The organism is Aeromonas sp. s4 (assembly GCF_040907855.1).
GTDB lineage: Bacteria > Pseudomonadota > Gammaproteobacteria > Enterobacterales > Aeromonadaceae > Aeromonas > Aeromonas caviae.
Genome location: NZ_JBFOCP010000019.1, coordinates 115,447 through 132,668 on the forward strand (window position 1 = coordinate 115,447; position 17,222 = coordinate 132,668).

Consider the following 17,222-nt stretch of genomic DNA (forward strand, 5'->3'; position numbering starts at 1 on the left):
GTCAGAGGAGCCGGGATCAAGCCCCGGGTTTTGCCATCCCAGCCCGGATCCCGGTTGACACCATGGACAGGAGCCCGGTGACAGGACTTCCCGCAGGCCCGCTTCTCATCAGGCCGTCTGCGGCTCGGGCTCGGACTCCGTATCCCGGTCCCGGCTAAAGTAGGCGCGGGTCTCGGCAATCACCACGTGGCGCAGGCCGATGAGGCCGATGAGGTTGGGCACCGCCATCAGGCCGTTGACGATGTCGGCCAAGAGCCAGATCAGGTCCAGATGGAGGAAGGCACCGCTCGCCACCAGCACCAGATAGATGAGGCGGTAGGGTTTGATCGCCTTCACCCCGAACAGGTACTCGGTGCAGCGCTCGCCGTAGTAGTTCCAGCCAAGGATGGTGGTAAAGGCGAAGAACAAAAGGCCGATGCTCACCAGATACTGGCCCACATGGGCATCCAGCCCCTGGGCAAAGGCCAGACTGGTCATGGCCGCACCGCTTGCATCGCCGCTCCACACCCCGGTCACCACCAGCGTCAGGCCGGTCATGGTGCAGATGATGAGGGTGTCGATGAAGGTGCCGGTCATGGAGACCAGCCCCTGCTCCACGCAGGAATCGGTCTTGGCCGCCGCCGCCGCGATGGGGGCCGAACCCAGGCCCGACTCGTTGGAGAAGACCCCGCGCGCCACCCCGGACTGGATCGCCAGCATAATGCCGGCGCCGACGAAACCGCCGGTGGCCGCATGGCCGGTGAAGGCGCTCCCGATCACCAGCATGACCGCATCGGGCAGGGCGCCTGCATTGTTCACCAGCACCCCGGCACAGGCGACGATGTAGAAGATGGCCATGAAGGGCACCACCTTGCTCGACACGCTGGAGATGGACTGGATACCCCCCAGGGTCACCAGCGCCACGATCAGGGTCAGCACCACGGCGGTCACTTCACGGGGTACCGAGAAGGAGAGGCTCATGGCATCACTGATGGCGTTGACCTGGGGGAAGGTACCGATGCCGAAGAAGGCGACGCCGATGCCGAACAGGGCAAACAGCTTGGCGAGCGGCCTGGAGCCGAGCCCCTTCTCCAGATAGTACATGGGGCCACCCGCCATCTGGCCGTTGGCGTCCTGCTGGCGATATTTGACCGCCAGCAGGCACTCGGCATACTTGGTGGCCATGCCGAACAGGGCGGCCATCCACATCCAGAACAGGGCGCCGGGGCCGCCGAGCTTGATGGCGGTGGCAACCCCGACGATGTTGCCGGTGCCGATGGTGGCGGAGAGGGCGGTGCACAGGGCACCAAAGCTGGAGACATCCCCTTGCTTGCCCTGCCCCTGATCGCGGCCAAAGACCAGCTTGAGGGCCAGCGGCAAACGCACGATCTGAAGCAGACCCAGACGCAGGGTGAGATAGATACCGGTCCCGACCAGCAGGATCAGCAGGGGGGGACCCCAGATAAAGCTATCGATGGCGGCGAGCGCCGATTGAATTGATGACATGCATCCTCCTTAAAAAACAACGATTAAGGAGGAGAAGGATGATCTTCCCATAGGTGTCGCGATCGGCCAGAGGCGATCGGATGCGGGCCAAGCCCAGGTACAACCATCCCATCCCCTCTGTCCTTTTGCCTGAGAGTTTCCGGCGCCAGATTGCGATGCAATCACGGTACCTTGCTCCTTCGGCGCCCGATTCAACGGGTCTCTCCAGAGTATCGTCCAGTAGCAGTCCACACCGGTTGCCCGGTACCTGAAAGATTCACTTCTTCGGTGGATGGTTGCCCATCGCTCTCCTGCTACCTTCATCCGAACTAGTTTGGATCAGGAAGCGGGCATGGTAATCCAAAAAATGTGAGCTGTCTCGCACTCCCTGGCCCCGGCGCCCCCTTTTTACCTGGCCGCAACCCCCGGGTCTGATGTTATTAGTTCGTTAACTATCAACAGCTTATCAAGCTCCCTTCGGAGGTGCTCCCCATCACGGCCCTGATCGCTCCCCGTATCAAGAGCCTGTTTCGTCTCGACCAGAAAAACTTGACGACATATCCAATCAAAATGCTTGCACACAAACTCAATAAGCCGATAATCCCGCGCATAACTAAGCACTTTGCAAGGGAGTTATGCAATGTGCCTGGTGGGTCCCTCCGGACCGCTCGCCTGAGCCGGCCGTCGCCGGTTCAATCGCATATGGCTTGGGCATATCACGCCCCCTAAGGACTATCAAAAGAGAATGAACGAGACCCTGGTCGCACAAGATTACCGTCAGTTGGTTGAACAATTCGGCTCCCCCCTGCTGCTGCTCGACAAGGCAGCCGTCCGCAAACAGTATCGGGCCCTGGCGGCCGCCCTGCCCGATGTGCGCTTGCATTATGCACTCAAGCCCCTGCCCCACGAGGCGGTGGTCTCTGTCTTGAAGGAAGAGGGGGCCTGTTTCGATCTGGCCACCAATGGCGAAGTGGATCTGGTGCGCAGCCAAGGGGTTCGCCCGGGACGCTGCATCCATACCCATCCCATCAAGCGTGACAGCGACATCCGTTATGCCCTGGAATTCGGCTGCACCGTGTTTGTCTATGACAACCCGCTGGAGCTGGAAAAGTTCCTGCCCTACAAGGATGAAGTGAAACTGCTGCTGCGGGTCAGCTTCCCGAACCCCGAGACCAAGGTCGATCTTTCCAAGAAGTTCGGCTGCACCCCGGAGCAGGCACTGCCGTTGCTGCAACTGGCCCAGGCCAAGGGGATCAAGGTGATGGGGCTGTCGTTCCACGTCGGCTCCCAGGTGCCCCACGCCCGTCGCCACGTGCAGGCCATCGATGCCTGCCGCGAGATCATGGAGCAGGCCTGGGAGCTCGGGCTCAAGCCCTGGGTGCTGGACATCGGCGGCGGCTTCCCGGTGGACTATGACGGCGGCGAGTTCGACATCGACGGTTTCTGCGCCCCGATCCGCGAGGCCCTGGCCAAGCTGCCCGCCACGGTACAGAAGATTGCCGAGCCGGGCCGCTTCATCAGCGCGCCGGCCATGACCTCGGTCTCCAGCGTGATGGGCAAGGCCCACCGCGGCGACAAGATCTGGTACTACCTGGATGACGGCCTCTACGGCAGCTACAACGGCCAGCTCTACGACCACGTCACCTACCCGGTGAGCACGCCCTATGCCCACGGCGAACTGCACAATGCGGTGCTCTCCGGCCCCACCTGCGACAGCGTGGACGTCATCCGCGACAGCATCATGCTGCCGGATCTCGAGATCGGCGAGCTGGTGGTGGGTCGGGTGATGGGGGCCTACACCTGGGCCTCCGCGTCCACCTTCAACTTCTTCCCCAAGGCGAGCATCCTGATCCTGGACAGCGCCCAGAAGCAGAAGCTGGTTGCCGTGGCCTGAGACTAGGACCCGCGCACAAAAAAGAGGGGACGCCGCGGCGTCCCCTCTTTCATTTCATCATCAGACTAGATGAACTGGCTCGTCAGCAGCCAGCCGGTGTAGGCGACGAAGCAGGCGAGCAGCACGCCCCCCTCCAGCCGGTTGATGCGCCCCTGCCCCTTGCGGCCCAGACACATCATCAGCAGCAACAGGGTCAGCCCCATCATGATGCTCCAGTCGCGGGAAAGCACTTCGGGCGCCACCTCGAGCGGGTGGATGCCGGCGGCGATGCCCACCACGGCCAGGGTGTTGAACAGGTTGGAACCCAGCACGTTGCCAAGGGCCAGATCGTGCTCGTTCTTGCGGATGGCGATGAGGGACGATGCCAGCTCCGGCAGGGAGGTCCCCACCGCGACTATGGTCAGGCCAATCACCAGATCGCTGATGCCAAAGCCCTGGGCGATGGTCACCGCCCCCCACACCAGCAGACGGGAAGCCCCGATCAGCAGCACCAGGCCGACGATGAGCCAGAGGATGGCGCTCTTGAGAGACATGCCCTCGGAGACGATGTCCTCCTCGGTATCCGTATCCAGCGCATCCCCCTTGCCGTTCATGCCGGCCCAGATGGACCAGCCCATCAGCACTGCGAACACGGCCCCCAGAATGGCGGCATCCATCCGGCCCAGATTGCCATCGATGAGCAGGGCGCCGGAGAGCAGGGTGATGCCGAGCAGGATGGGGATCTCCTTGCGCACCACCTGGGAGGCGACGGCAATGGGGCTGATCAGGGCGGTCAGACCCAGGATCAGGGCAATATTGGTGATGTTGGAGCCATAGGCATTGCCGAGCGCGAGCCCGGGATTGCCCTGGGAGGCCGCCAGCGCGGAGACCACCATCTCGGGGGCCGAGGTACCAAAACCGATGATCACCATGCCGATCAGCAGCGGCGGCATACCGGCGTAACGGGCGGTGGCGGCGGCGCCGTCCACGAACTTGTCGGCACTCCAGACCAGCAACGCCAGTCCGGCAATCAGGGCAACAAAAGCCAGGGTCATATTGTTCTATCTCATCCACGGCAAACACGAGAGCCAGGCAAGTTGCCTGGCTCCATCCAAACGCGGCCTCAGTGTAACGGGGCCGCTTGCTATTTCAAGGTGTAATCAAACACCGATTAATCTTTCACAGCGCCGCCAGCAGGCTCTGGGCATCCGACACCTCGAACTTGCCCGGCGCCTCCACGAAGAGCCGCTCCACCACACCATCGTTGGCGATGAGGGCAAAACGCTGGGCCCGCACGCCGCCGAAGGCCCCGGTCTCCTTGGCAAGACCCAGTGCCCGGGTCCAGCTGCCGTCGCCGTCCGCCAGCATGGTGATGTCAGCGGCGTTCTGTGCCTCCTGCCACGCCTTCATCACGAAGGCGTCGTTGACCGACAGACAGCACAGTTCCACCCCCTTGGCCCTGAACTGATCGGCCAGCACCACGTAGCCCGGCAGGTGGGCGTTGGAGCAGGTGGGGGTGAAGGCGCCGGGCACCGCAAAGAGTACCACCCGCTTGTCGGCAAACAGGGCCCGGGTATCCTTCACCTGCTTGCCCTCGGCGGTGATAAAGGTAAATTCCCCTACGGGCAGGGATTGACCGACCGTGATCATGATGACGCATCCTTCTGTGGTTCAAAGAGGCCCAGTCTACCCCATTCCACCAGAAGGCGAAGGGGTCCATCGAGCAGCAACAAAGCGATCGGGGAGCGAACGCCTGTCGCCCCTATTTCTGGCCTGATGGCAGGCGCCTTGCCTGCCAGGTGGCGATGGCGAGCAGGGAGTCAGGCGTGAACTCGTCCGCCCGATCGGCTATCTCGCCCAGGCTCATCCAGTGCACCTCGCTCACCTCTTCGGCCTGCAGTTGCAGCGGCCCCTGATAGTGACAACTGAACAGGCCGCCCCAGACCCGGTAGCGGCTGCCGCTCGCCTCCCCTTCGGCATAGAAGGTGCCGTAATCCTGCAGGGGCACGTCGCGGATCCCCAGCTCCTCGGCCAGCTCACGCCGGGCGGAAAGGGCCATGGCCTCCCCCGTGGTCACCACGCCACCGGCGCAGGCATCCAGCATGCCGGGGCAAAAATCCTTGCTCGGGGTGCGCCGCTGCACCAGGATGCGCTCAACCTCATCCAGCACCAGGATGTAGCTGGCACGATGGCGCAGGTTTTCCTGACGCACCCTGGCGCGCTCGGCCACCCCGATCACCCTGTCCTGCTCGTCTACTATGTCCACCCACTCCACGTGCGGCACCTTTGTCATGTCTGCAATGGCCGCAGTATATCGGGCCCCGGACCCGGACTCTCACTACTTTTTCAACGCCGGGGCTGCACGCCAGTCGATCACAAGACAGATTCATACAAATCTTTATCAAGTGTCACATCAGTGTCACGGTCCGTCGGCATAGTGTGCCCTGTCCAAACAACAGGGTCTCTTGCCATGAAGGTGTTCAAGCAGTGGTCTCCCCGTCGAATTGCTCGCTATATCAAGAGCTTCCATCATGGAAGTTTCATGGTTGAAGCACTGGGGCGGTTTGAGTTTCAAGGGGGGATCATCGATGTGAAGCCGTTGAGCTGCCATCAGGCGCTGAGCCTGGCCCGGCAGATCAACCTGGCCGTGCGCGATCTGCGCACCACCACCCTGTTGCCGGGCTGACATACTCCTTTCTGTCTGTCGTCGACTTCCATGTACACATTTGCCCGCCGCTCATTCGAGCGTGCGGGCTGTTTTTCTGAAGGTTGTGCCCTGCCTCAGTGCTGCAGGATCTGGGAGAGGAAGAGCTTGGTCCGATCGGACTGGGGGTTGTCAAAGAACTGATCCGGCACGTTCTCTTCGATGATTTGCCCCCGGTCCATGAAGATCACCCTGTCCGCCACCTGCTTGGCAAACCCCATCTCGTGGGTGACGCAGAGCATGGTCATCCCCTCGTGGGCCAGCTCCACCATCACATCCAGCACCTCCCGCACCATCTCGGGATCCAGCGCAGACGTCGGCTCGTCAAACAGCATGACCTGGGGATTCATGCACAGACTGCGGGCGATGGCGACCCGCTGCTGCTGGCCACCGGAGAGCTGCCCCGGATACTTGAGCGCCTGTTCGGGGATCCGCACCCGGCGCAGGAAGTTCATGGCGATCTCCTCGGCCTCCTTGCGCGGCAACTGCTTGACCCAGATGGGCGCCAGGCAACAGTTCTCCAGCACGGTCAGATGGGGGAAGAGGTTGAAGTGCTGGAACACCATGCCCACCTCCCGGCGCACCGTCTCGATGTTCTTGAGATCCGAGGTCAGGGCCGTGCCCTTGACCAGGATGTCTCCGCTCTGGTGCTCTTCCAGCCGGTTGATGCAGCGGATCATGGTGGACTTGCCCGACCCCGATGGTCCGCAGATGACGATCTTCTCCCCTCTGCCCACCTGCAGGTTGATGTTGCGCAGCACGTGAAACTCACCGTACCACTTGTTGACCTCTTTCAGTTCGACAACTGCGTCCGTTTTCATATCAGAACGACTCCTAATGCTTGTGGCCCGTGTTGAGTTTGCGCTCCAGATAGATGGAGTAGCGGGACATGCCAAAACAGAACATCCAGAAGATCATGGCGATAAAGACATAAGCTTCGGTGGAATACCCCAGCCAGGCCGGATCCGCCAGGGCCACCTTGGAGATGGCCAGCAGATCGAACAGCCCGATGATCAGCACCAGGCTGGTGTCCTTGAACAGGGAAATAAAGGTGTTCACCAGGGAAGGAATGGTGATCTTGAGGGCCTGGGGCATGATGATGAGGCCCATCACCTTCCAGTAGGAGAGCCCCAGGGCATCCCCCGCCTCATATTGCCCCTTGGGGATCGCCTGCAGCCCCCCTCTCACCACCTCGGCCACATAGGCCGCCTGGAACAGGATGATGCCGATGAGCGCCCGCAGCAGCTTGTCGAGCTCCACCTCGGTACTCATGAACAGTGGCAGCATGACGGACGCCATGAAGAGCACAGTAATGAGCGGCACCGCCCGCCAGAACTCGATGTAGACGGTACAGAGGCTGGAGATGACCGGCATGTGGGAGCGACGCCCCAGTGCCAGCAGGATGCCGAACGGCAGTGCGACCACTATGCCCACCACCGCCAGCACCAGGGTGAGCATCAGCCCGCCCCAGCGGTTCGTTTCCACCACCTCCAGCCCCGCTCCCCCATGGATGAGGAAGAAGGCGATGACAGGGAACACCAGCAGGGTGAAGAGCGCCAGCCACCCCTTGCGCGGGGTCTTTGGCCAGATGAGCAGGGCCAGCAGCGCCGCCAGACCGGCGAAGGTCAGGTTGATGCGCCAGTACTGATCAGCCGGGTAGAAGCCATAGAGATACTGCCCCAGCCGGCTCTCGATGAAGATCCAGCAGGCACCGCCCTGGACGCAGGCCTCGCGGCTGCTCCCCTGCCAGGTGGCCGAGAACAGCGCCCAGTCCAGTGCAGACCAGATGAGTGGCAGCAACAGATAGGCCAGCACCAGGGTCAGCAGGCCGTTCCACCAGTTGGGGAAAAGGTTCTGCTTGATCCAGGCGAGCGGCCCCCGACGGTGGTTGGGAGGCGGCAGCGCCTCCTGCAATTCATTCACGAACATGACAGCTCCCTAGCGCTCAACCAGCGTCATTCTGCGGTTGTAGATGTTCATCAGCACCGAGGTGGTGATACTGATGACGAGATAGACCCCCATGGTCATGGCGATGACCTCGATGGCCTGCCCTGTCTGGTTGAGAGTCGTCCCCATGAACACCGAGACCAGGTCCGGATAGCCGATGGCGGTCGCCAGGGAGGAGTTCTTGGTGAGGTTCAGATACTGGCTGGTCAAGGGAGGAATGATGACCCGCATGGCCTGGGGAATGATCACCAGCCGCAGCGTCTTGGTGGGCGAGAGCCCGAGGGCGGAAGCCGCCTCCGTCTGCCCCTTGCTGATGGCCAGGATGCCGGATCGCACTATCTCGGCGATGAAGGCCGCCGTATAGATGGTGAGCGCCAGCAAGAGGGCCGCGAGCTCCGGCAGCACCGTCAGCCCGCCCCGGAAGTTGAACCCCTGCAGCGCAGGCACGCTCCAGCTGAGCGGGCTGCCCGCCAGCAGGAAGGTGATCCCCGGGAGCAGCATGACCAGGGCGGCCACACAGCGCCAGAACGGGAAGATCCTGCCGGTCAGGGCCTGACGGCGGCGAGCCCAGCGGCCCAGCACCCAGCTCAGCAGCACCGCCAGCACCAGTGCCCAGAGCACGTACCCGAATCCCTCTTCGAACAGGGGCTTGGGCAGATAGAAGCCCCGCACGTTGAGGAAGGCGAGCCCGCCTATATCCACGCTCTGACGCGGGGAAGGCAGGGTACGCAGCACCGAGAAGTACCAGAAGAAGATCTGCAGCAGCAGCGGGATGTTGCGAAACGTCTCTATGTAGACGGCCGCTATCTTGGCCACCAGCCAGTTGCGCGACAGGCGCGCGATCCCGAGTGCGAACCCGAGCAGGGTGGCAAACAGGATGCCGAGCACGGAGACCAGCAGGGTGTTGAGCAGGCCCACCACGAAGGTGCGACCAAAGGTATAGGTCTCGTCGTAGGGGATGAGGCTCTGCAAGATGCCGAAACCGGCCGTGTTGCCCAGAAAATCAAAGCCTGTGGTGATACCACGGGTGGCCAGATTGGTCAGGGCATTGTTGACGATGTAGAACAGAAACCCGATAACCGCCGCGATGGCCAGGCACTGGAAGAACAGCGCCCGCACCTTGGCGTCATACCACCAGCGGCCCTGTTCTTTCCTATGGTTTGATGCGTGTAACGCCATGAGGATGACTCCGACAAAGCCAGGGATAACATGGGGGGCCAGGCCCCCCGGTGACTGTCGACTCAGCGGATGGGTGGCGCGTACATCAGACCGCCCTTGTTCCAGAGGGCATTGATGCCGCGATCAATCTTGAGGGGGGAGCCGGCACCGACGTTGCGATCGAAGGATTCACCGTAGTTGCCGACCTGTTTGACGATGTTGTAGGCCCATTTGTCATCCAGCCCCAGCACAGTCCCTTTGGGCTCTTCCAGCCCCAGCAGACGACGGATGTCAGGGTTGGTGGACTTGAGCATCTCGTCCACGTTGGCAGAGGTGACTCCGGCCTCCTCGGCATTGAGCATGGCGTTGAGACTCCAGCGCACCACCTTGAACCACTGATCGTCACCCTGACGCACAGCTGGGCCCAGCGGCTCCTTGGAGATGACCTCCGGCAGCACCACGGCTTCCTCTGGCTTGGTGAGCTTGATCTTGAGGGCATAGAGCTGGGACTGATCCGAGGTCAGCACGTCACAGCGGCCAGCTTCGAAGCCCTTGACGGTCTGATCCGAGGTATCGAACACCACTGGGGTGTACTTCATGCCGCCATTGGCGCGGAAATAGTCGGCCAGGTTGAGCTCGGTAGTGGTACCGGACTGGATACAGACGGCGGCACCGTCAAGCTCCTTGGCGCTTTTTACCCCGAGGGACTGCTTGACCAGGAACCCCTGCCCGTCGTAGTAGTTCACCCCGGCGAACGTGAGGCCCAGCGACCCATCCCGGGTCAGGGTCCAGGTGGTGTTGCGCGAGAGCAGATCCACTTCCCCGGACTGCAGGGCAGTAAAGCGCTCCTTGGCGGTGAGGGAGACATACTTGACCTTGCTGGCGTCCCCCAGTACCGCGGCGGCCACGGCGCGGCACACGTCCACGTCGAGCCCGGTCCAGGTTCCCTTGGCATCCGGGTTGGAGAACCCGGGCAGGCCGTCACCGACCCCGCACTGCACGAATCCCTTCTTCTTGACGGCATCCAGCGTACCGTCCGCCCACGCATTGGCTGCCATCAGCGACAGCGCCATCACCATACCTGCCTTGTGTATCTGCTTCATGTCACTCTTCCCTGTGGTTTGATTCGAACAGGCATCAAAATCTAGCGAGATGCCATCGTTTCCCTGCTTTTTGGCAGCTTATCCAGCCGCAGAAAAACCTGTCAATCGGTGCAATCCGGCCCAACCATGGTGCAACAGAACAAAATATCTAAACGGGGGAATATGCACTCTCAGAATCAAAAGTAGACCCTTATTTGCCAAATAGCCTGCTGCTTAAAACCCTTCATGGCATGAGGATTATTTTTCGAAAATAAATCGGCCGCACCGCATTGGGGCAGCCATTTCTGCTGACAACTGACTCATCAGATTCAGTTTTATGCCAAAAGCACCAGAGTGAGGCAGCATGACTCCATATGGAAAAATGGCGATAACAGGCAGGGAAAAGCAACAGAAAAAGAGGTAAAAGGCGGGAAAATGGCGACCTCATCTCCCGCAGGCTGGGCTTCAGAAAACCAGGAGGTCATCCTCCCCGTGGACCATCCGCAATGTCGGTGATGACGCCGTTTTCGACGGTGACAAACTGCATGAATTCCCGCTTGCCGAAGTTGTAGGTCCAGCGCTCGGCATACTTGACCGTCACTCTCGCCCCGAAGCCGTTCTCCTCGAAGCGGGTGAGATCTTCCTTGAGCATCGGCTGGCCGCAGCGAACCAGCAGCTCTGCCGTGGTGTCTCCCTCGGTCAGCAAGGCGTTCTTGCAACGCAGGGTACCTGCCTGCACAGGCAAGGCCGCCACCAGCAACAACCACAGAACAGGTTTCATTTTGCACTCCATTTGAACAGCATGGCGCCCAGCGAGATGCACACCAGGGCGAACACCATGACCTGACCCAGAGGGCCTGCCACCTCCTGCCATCCCGCCCCTTCCAGCATCACGGCGCGGGCTGCTTCGATGATCTGGCTGAGGGGAAGCCTGGCCGCAAGCTGATGCAGCCAGGCGGGCGCGCCTTCCAGCGAGAACCAGACACCGGATAAAAACATCATGGGCAAGCTGATGAGATTGAGCAAACCGCTCGCCAGCTCCTCGTTCTGCAGGCGAGCGGCGATGAGCAGGCCAAGGGAGGCCATGGCCGTTCCTCCCGCCAGGGCGATCACCAGCAGCAGCCACCCCGACCCGATGAGGGGCACATCCAGCAGCCAGTAGGCCGCGCAGAAGACCAGCAGGCTCACCACCAGGGTGATCAGCACCCGTGACAGCAACTGGGCGAAGAGAAACTCCAGCGCGCCGAGCGGCGTGGCTCGCAGCCGTTTCAGCACCCCGTTCTTGCGATAACGCACGATGACAAACCCGACCCCGAACAGGCCGGAGAACATCAGGTTCATGCCGATCACCCCGGGCAGCAGCCAGTCGCCGTAGCGGATGGCGCGCCCGCTCAGGGTCTCTCTTTGCAAGGGCACCTGGACCGCCTGGCGCAGCAGATACTCGGCCATGGCCCCCTGAGGAGCGTCCGGGTTTATCCAGTAACGCCCCCCGGCGGGTGAGAGCAGCAGGTCCAGCTGATGGTGACGGACCTTGAGCTGACCTCTCGACACCTCGTCATAGGGGATGATCTTGAGCAGCGGCACGGCGCGCAGCGGGGCATAGGTTGCGGGCAGTTCCCCCACCACCCCGATCTGTACCAGCGGTTTGGGCGGGCCGGAGAAGATGAGGGAGAAACCGATGACCAGCAGGAGCGGGAAAAGCAGGTTCCACACCAGGGCCGCGCGATCGCGTACGAACTCGAGGGTGCGGGCATAGAAGAGCGCCCCGATGCGCTTGAGGGATCCCTTCATCGTCCACTCCCGGGATTGCATGTCGGCAAGGCGTACCGCAGCACGGGGGCCACGGTCAGACAGAACTCGGTCATCCCTCTCATGCGCCGCTCCGCAGGCTGTGACCGGTCAGGTTCAGGAAGAGATCTTCCAGATTGGGGGAGCGCACCTGCATGCCGGTGAGCGGCACACCAAGATCCAGCAAGGCTGGCAACAGGGTCGCCACGTCGGGGCAACAGAGCTCCACCTGATCGCCGACCGGACGCAGGGGATAGCCGAGCCCAGCCAGGGCCGGGTGCCCCCCAAGACGCACCAGCACGCCGTCGAAGTGTTGCGCCAGCAAGGCAGCCGGCGTATCCAGACTGAGCAGGTGGCCGTGATCGACGATGGCAATCAAATCGCACAGTTGCTGCGCTTCGTCCATGTAGTGGGTGGTGAGCACCACCGTCTTGCCCTGGGCCTTGATCGCCTCTATTCGCTGCCAGAAGTGGTGGCGCGCCTGGGGATCCAGTCCTGTGGTGGGCTCATCCAGAAACAGCAGTTCGGGATCCCCGAGCAGGGCCAGGGCCAGCAGCAGGCGCTGACGCTGGCCCCCCGAGAGCTTGCGACTGTCCCTGTCGATGAACTCGCCCAAGGCGCACAGATCGATGAGCAGCTCCCGTGGCAAGGGATTGGGGTAGAGGCTGGCGAACAGGCGCAGGGTATCGCGCACCGTCAGGAAATCCTGCAGCGCCGTGTGCTGGAACTGGATGCCGATGCGGGAGCGATAATCCGGGCCGCGCGGGGCGCCGTGAAACAGGATCTGGCCGCTGTCCGGGGTGAGGATCCCCTCCAGCAGCTCTATGGTCGTGGTCTTGCCCGCCCCGTTCGGGCCGAGCAGGCCGAAACAGCTGCCGGCGGGAATGGCAAAGCTGAGCCCGTCCACCGCCTTGACGCCGGGGAAGTGCTTGACGAGATCGACGACCTCGATGATGGCTGCCATGGCGTGTCTCCCTCACATGGCTGGAATGGACGACGCTCTGACTATATCCAAATCCCCGCCGAAGGCACATGGCCCGTTTGGGCGGTCCAAAAACAAACGGCGACCCCAGGGTCGCCGTTTGCATCACGCCAGCCGGATCACAGGATGTCCAGCAGCTCCACTTCGAATACCAGAGCGGAGTACGGCGGGATGGAGCCTGCGCCACGGGCACCGTAGGCCAGATCCTGCGGAATGTAGAGCTTCCACTTGGAGCCAACCGGCATCATCTGCAGCGCTTCCACCCAACCGGCGATCACGCCGGTCACCGGGAACTCGGCCGGTTGGCCGCGAGCAACGGAGCTGTCGAACACGCCACCGTGGGTGAAGGTACCGTGGTAGTGCACGCGCACGGACTGACCGGCAACCGGCACGGCGCCATTGCCTTCGACCATGACTTCATATTGCAGACCGGAGTCGGTGGTCTTCACTTCGGCGCGCTTGGCGTTGTCGGCCAGGAAGGCTTCGCCTTCGGCGGCAGCGGCCTTGGCGGCAGCTTCCTGCTCTTCCTGCATGCGGGCGGTGATCACCTGGAAGGCATCGTTGATATCGTCACGGCTGACCGCGAACTCCAGGCCGTTCAGGGCATCTGCCAGACCTTGTTGCAGGGCCGGGATATCCAGACCGGCGAAGGCTTGCTGAGCCAGTTGGTCGCCCATGTTGCGGCCGATGCCGTAGCTGGCCTTCTGTTCGATAGAGTCGTATTGGGACATTGAGAGGTTGCTCCGGGTCCTGATGGTAAAAGAGTCGGGATGATAACAGACTTTTTCGCACCATGCTGCCAAGATGCCCCTCAATTGCCCGCCGGTGGGAGACGCTTCACATCGGCCCCCTCATCCCCGCCCCCTCTCCCGCAAGGGGAGAAGGGAGGAAAAAACAGCACCATCACCCCTGCTCACATTCAAGCCGTATCAGGCCCTGTCCAGCAGTGCCCGCACCGCCGCGACCTTGGCGCCGTCGGTGATATTGACCCGGCCATCGTCCGAGGTACCCATGTTGACGTCACAGAGAGAGGCACCATGGCGCCGCACGGCCTGTATCAGGCCCTGTCCAGCAACGCCCGCACCGCTGCGACCTTGGCGCCGTCGGTGATGTTGACCCGGCCATCGTCCGAGGTGCCCATGTTCACACCATGGGGCACCATGCCGCCACGCCAGCCCATGCCGGACATGTGTACTTCATTGACGCCGGTGAATTCGATGATGGTGCGCACGTTGTCGGCGTTGACCCCTGCCCCCGGCATCAGGCTGGCCCGTCCCGCCAGCGCCTGGTGCATGGCCTGCAGGGTTTCGAGCCCCGCCAGCGCGGTCGGCGCATGGCCGGAGCTCAGAATGCGCTCGCAACCCGCTGCGACGATCGTCTCGAGATCCAGCCGCCAGTCGGAGGAGAGATCGATGGCCCGGTGGAAGGTGACGCCGAGCGGCCCCGCCGCCTCGACCAGTTGCCGGAGCTTGCCTTCGGGTACCCGTCCATCTTCATCCAGCAGACCGACCACCACCCCTTGCAGGCCGGCAGCACGTGCGGCGGCGATATCCTGCAGCATGATGTCGAACTCCCCCTCGCCAAAACAGAAATCCCCGGCACGGGGCCGGATCATGGTGTAGACGGGGATGGTGGCGTGGCGCGCCACCTGCTGCATGAAACCATAGGAGGGACTTAGGCCACCCAGCCCCAGCGCAGAGCAGAGCTCGATGCGATCGGCGCCGGCCGCCTGGGCGGTGAACAGGGATTCGAGGTTGTCGATACAGATTTCAAGACGGGTCATGATGACTCCTTGTTCGGGGAGATCAGACCCTCTGTCCGATCTCACAGATTGAGCAGGGCTGCACCGCGCACACCGCCGGCACCACCGAATCGGGCCTCGCGGATCGCCGGCAGGGCGACACCGGGCAGCAGGTGGCCGGGCAGACGTTTGGGCAGCTCCTCATAGAGGGCTGGCAGGGCGCTCAGGCCGCCCCCCAGCACCACCACATCGGGATCAATCACCGAGATGGCGGTGGCGAGGCCAGCGGCGATGATCTCGAGCCAGCAGTCGATGGTCGAGAGGGCCGCCGCCTCACGGGCATCGGCACGGGCGACGATCTGGTGGCCGTTCACCCGTTCCCCATGAACATGGTGGTATAGCCGCTCCAGGCCCGTGCCCGACGCATAGGTTTCGAAACAGACCAGGCGCCCGCAGCCACAGCGGGGACGGGGCAAATCCGGGTATTTCATCAGGATGGTGGCGGGCAGCGGGTAGTGACCTATCTCCCCCGCCAGCCAGTTGCGCCCCTGGATGAGCTTGCCCGCCAGGTAGACGGCGCCGCCGATGCCGGTGCCTATGGTGACGCCGAGGGCGCTGCCAGCACCGTCTGCGGCCCCCTGATGCACTTCCGACAAGAGGAAACAGTTGGCGTCATTGTCGACCTTGACCGGTCGGCCCAGCAGTTCGGCCAGATCCGCCCCCAGATGGCGGCCATGGATGGCGGGCAGGTTGGCCGCCACTATGCTCCCGTCGAGGCGATTGAGGATCCCCGGAAACCCGATGCCGACGGCCCCTTTCACCCCGAAGCGCGCATCCGCCGCCTCGACCCGCTCGCGCACAAGCTGCTGCAGCGCCGGGTAGTCGTTGCCCGGCGTGCTCACCCGCTCTTCATGGCAGAGGGTCAGGGCGTCGTCATACACCGCGAAGGCAATCTTGGTGCCGCCAATGTCAAATCCGTAGTACATGCCACACTCCCTTGCGGTGGACCCGGCCACCTCAGTCTGTCCAGATGGGGCACATTGTATTAATTCGCAAAAAAAATAAAGTGACCGGGGGCGAAAAACGGGAGCCAGCTCAAAGCAAACGGAACATTTGTCGTTGTTGGCAAGGTTGTCCGAGGCTCATCAGGGTGCGCTCCTGACCGTCGAACATGAAGCCGCGGCGCAGGTAGAATCCCTCGCCGATGTGATTGCCATCCAGCAGCCAGAGCCTGACGCACTCGCAACCGGCCCGGCGCATCTGCACCGCCACCGCCTGCCACAGCCGCTTGCCGTGGCCCTGGCGCCAATGGTCAGGGTGCAGGTAAAAGGCGCGGATCCAGGCGGTGGGGTACTCCCCCGTCGTCTCCGGCTGCCAGTAGAGCAGGCCGATGACCACTTCGTCCTGGCACAGCAGCATGGGCCTTGGGCCCACTTCCGCCAGCCGGCGCTGCCAGATCTGCAGATGTTCGGTCACCGCCAGCTGGGCCAGCATGTCGGCCCCCAGCACCTCCCCGTAGGCCGCCAGCCAGCTCGCCCGCTGCATCACCGTCATGGCGGCGGCATCGGCGGGACGCGCCAGGCGCAGGCTTACGCCTTGCACTGGGGAACCAGCCCTGATGCTTTCGCCTGCTGGTACAGGGGCTGCACTTCGGCCTGCTGGGCCTGCAGGTTGGCGATCCGGCTCTGGTCGCTGGGGTGGGTGGAGAGCAGCTGGGGCGGTGCCTTGCCACCGGAGGCGGCGCTCATGTTCTGCCACAGGGTGACGGCTTCGGCCGGGTTGAACCCGGCGCGGGCCATCAGCTCGAGGCCGAGCCGGTCCGCCTCGCTCTCCTGGGTTCTGCCATAAGGCAGGGCTATCCCCACCTGGACCCCGAGGCCCAGGGCGGCCATGGTGGCAGCGCCCCCGAGGCTGTCGCTGCTGCCGATGGCGGCGTCAGCCACCGCCAGCCCGATACCGGTCAGCTGATCCCGGGAGAGACGCTCGTTGGAGTGCTGGGCCAGCACGTGGGTCAGCTCGTGACCGATGACGGTGGCGAGCTGGTCCTGATTCTTGGCGACTTTCAGCAGGCCGCTGTAAACGCCTATCTTGCCGCCGGGCAGGGCGAAGGCGTTGATCTCCTTGGAGTCGAACACCACCACCTCCCAGCTGGTGATGCCATAGCTGGCAGGCACCTGGGCGGTCACCGCCTTGGCCACGCAGCCCACATAGGCATTCATCCTGGCATCCGTGCTCACCTTCTCCTGCTGCTTCATCTGGGTGAAGGAGTCGGCCCCCAGCTGGTTCATCTGCTGGGGGGAGAAGAGCAGCATCTGGTTGCGACCGGTCGGCGACTGGGCGCAGCCGGCCAGCAGGGCGCTGCACAAGGCCGTCAGGGCCAGTCTGGAGAGGGAAGATGCGCGCATGAGAGGGTCCTTTGCCGTGAAGTTGCCCTATTCTCGGAAATGCCGCCGCCCGGCGCAAGCCGGGCGCTGCGCCCTGCG

Annotated in this window: 18 protein-coding genes, 1 pseudogene and 1 riboswitch; of the genes and pseudogenes, 2 read left to right on the forward strand and 17 right to left on the reverse strand. The window is 62.8% G+C overall.

The genetic code is table 11. The features are described from left to right. Positions 1-108: 108 nt before the first annotated feature. Positions 109-1,485, reverse strand: coding sequence for a sodium:alanine symporter family protein (locus tag AB5Y89_RS04800; protein WP_043152385.1), 1,377 nt, complete (start codon positions 1,483-1,485; stop codon positions 109-111). Positions 1,486-1,592: 107 nt separating this feature from the next. After that, positions 1,593-1,703: riboswitch (glycine riboswitch) on the reverse strand. A gap of 506 nt (positions 1,704-2,209) precedes the next feature. On the opposite strand from AB5Y89_RS04800, the gene AB5Y89_RS04805 reads away from it, so the two are divergent. Further along, the gene (locus AB5Y89_RS04805) at positions 2,210-3,358 is read left to right on the forward strand and encodes a type III PLP-dependent enzyme (protein ID WP_010673490.1); all 1,149 of its coding nucleotides are present in this window, start codon (positions 2,210-2,212) and stop codon (positions 3,356-3,358) included. Between the two features lie 65 nt (positions 3,359-3,423). Here the strand turns inward: AB5Y89_RS04805 and AB5Y89_RS04810 are convergent, their stop codons facing one another. The 3 genes from AB5Y89_RS04810 to yfcD form a co-directional block, all read right to left on the reverse strand. Then, positions 3,424-4,392, reverse strand: a complete 969-nt coding sequence (locus tag AB5Y89_RS04810; protein WP_151028559.1) for a calcium/sodium antiporter — start codon at positions 4,390-4,392, stop codon at positions 3,424-3,426. Between the two features lie 124 nt (positions 4,393-4,516). Continuing rightward, positions 4,517-4,987 (reverse strand): peroxiredoxin, encoded by a 471-nt coding sequence (locus tag AB5Y89_RS04815; RefSeq protein ID WP_323925943.1) that lies wholly within the window; start codon positions 4,985-4,987, stop codon positions 4,517-4,519. Between the two features lie 112 nt (positions 4,988-5,099). Continuing rightward, a complete protein-coding gene (gene yfcD, locus AB5Y89_RS04820; protein WP_368222986.1) occupies positions 5,100-5,630 on the reverse strand; it encodes an NUDIX hydrolase YfcD in 531 nt (176 codons plus the stop codon). Between the two features lie 177 nt (positions 5,631-5,807). Here yfcD and AB5Y89_RS04825 point away from each other — a divergent pair, with 177 nt between their 5' ends. Then, positions 5,808-6,023 carry a DUF1107 family protein gene (locus tag AB5Y89_RS04825; protein ID WP_010673486.1) on the forward strand — a complete coding sequence of 72 codons (216 nt, stop codon included), beginning with the start codon at positions 5,808-5,810 and terminating at the stop codon, positions 6,021-6,023. 95 nt (positions 6,024-6,118) lie between these two features. Here AB5Y89_RS04825 and AB5Y89_RS04830 read toward each other — a convergent pair whose 3' ends face one another. From AB5Y89_RS04830 to AB5Y89_RS04890, 13 genes and pseudogenes are all read right to left on the reverse strand, one after another. Next, positions 6,119-6,862: an amino acid ABC transporter ATP-binding protein gene (locus AB5Y89_RS04830; protein ID WP_010673485.1), complete on the reverse strand. Its 744-nt coding sequence runs from the start codon at positions 6,860-6,862 to the stop codon at positions 6,119-6,121. A gap of 13 nt (positions 6,863-6,875) precedes the next feature. Beyond that, positions 6,876-7,970: an amino acid ABC transporter permease gene (locus tag AB5Y89_RS04835; protein WP_368222989.1), complete on the reverse strand. Its 1,095-nt coding sequence runs from the start codon at positions 7,968-7,970 to the stop codon at positions 6,876-6,878. 9 nt (positions 7,971-7,979) lie between these two features. Then, positions 7,980-9,167: an amino acid ABC transporter permease gene (locus AB5Y89_RS04840; RefSeq protein WP_368222990.1), complete on the reverse strand. Its 1,188-nt coding sequence runs from the start codon at positions 9,165-9,167 to the stop codon at positions 7,980-7,982. Positions 9,168-9,229: 62 nt separating this feature from the next. Then, positions 9,230-10,249 carry an amino acid ABC transporter substrate-binding protein gene (locus tag AB5Y89_RS04845; RefSeq protein WP_010673482.1) on the reverse strand — a complete coding sequence of 340 codons (1,020 nt, stop codon included), beginning with the start codon at positions 10,247-10,249 and terminating at the stop codon, positions 9,230-9,232. A 460-nt stretch (positions 10,250-10,709) separates the two neighbouring features. After that, positions 10,710-11,021: a DUF2845 domain-containing protein gene (locus AB5Y89_RS04850; protein ID WP_029313965.1), complete on the reverse strand. Its 312-nt coding sequence runs from the start codon at positions 11,019-11,021 to the stop codon at positions 10,710-10,712. Beyond that, positions 11,006-12,019, reverse strand: a complete 1,014-nt coding sequence (locus AB5Y89_RS04855; RefSeq protein ID WP_368222992.1) for an ABC transporter permease — start codon at positions 12,017-12,019, stop codon at positions 11,006-11,008. Before AB5Y89_RS04855 ends, AB5Y89_RS04850 begins: the two co-directional genes overlap by 16 nt. Before the next feature lie 79 nt (positions 12,020-12,098). Continuing rightward, a complete protein-coding gene (locus AB5Y89_RS04860) occupies positions 12,099-12,980 on the reverse strand; it encodes an ABC transporter ATP-binding protein (RefSeq protein WP_042015023.1) in 882 nt (293 codons plus the stop codon). A gap of 137 nt (positions 12,981-13,117) precedes the next feature. Beyond that, on the reverse strand, positions 13,118-13,729 hold the full coding sequence (locus AB5Y89_RS04865; protein WP_010673478.1) for an FKBP-type peptidyl-prolyl cis-trans isomerase: 612 nt from the start codon (positions 13,727-13,729) through the stop codon (positions 13,118-13,120). A gap of 198 nt (positions 13,730-13,927) precedes the next feature. Then, a pseudogene (locus tag AB5Y89_RS04870) lies at positions 13,928-14,017 on the reverse strand (copper homeostasis protein CutC); the annotation flags it as partial. Positions 14,018-14,055: 38 nt separating this feature from the next. Continuing rightward, entirely contained in the window at positions 14,056-14,781 is a 726-nt protein-coding gene (locus tag AB5Y89_RS04875) for a copper homeostasis protein CutC (RefSeq protein ID WP_368222994.1), read from the reverse strand. A gap of 41 nt (positions 14,782-14,822) precedes the next feature. Further along, positions 14,823-15,725 carry an ROK family protein gene (locus AB5Y89_RS04880; protein WP_368222996.1) on the reverse strand — a complete coding sequence of 301 codons (903 nt, stop codon included), beginning with the start codon at positions 15,723-15,725 and terminating at the stop codon, positions 14,823-14,825. 109 nt (positions 15,726-15,834) lie between these two features. Further along, positions 15,835-16,341 (reverse strand): N-acetyltransferase family protein, encoded by a 507-nt coding sequence (locus AB5Y89_RS04885; protein WP_368222997.1) that lies wholly within the window; start codon positions 16,339-16,341, stop codon positions 15,835-15,837. Next, positions 16,329-17,144 (reverse strand): M48 family metallopeptidase, encoded by an 816-nt coding sequence (locus AB5Y89_RS04890; protein WP_010673474.1) that lies wholly within the window; start codon positions 17,142-17,144, stop codon positions 16,329-16,331. The genes AB5Y89_RS04885 and AB5Y89_RS04890 overlap by 13 nt, the downstream gene beginning before the upstream one ends. Between the last annotated feature and the right edge of the window lie 78 nt (positions 17,145-17,222).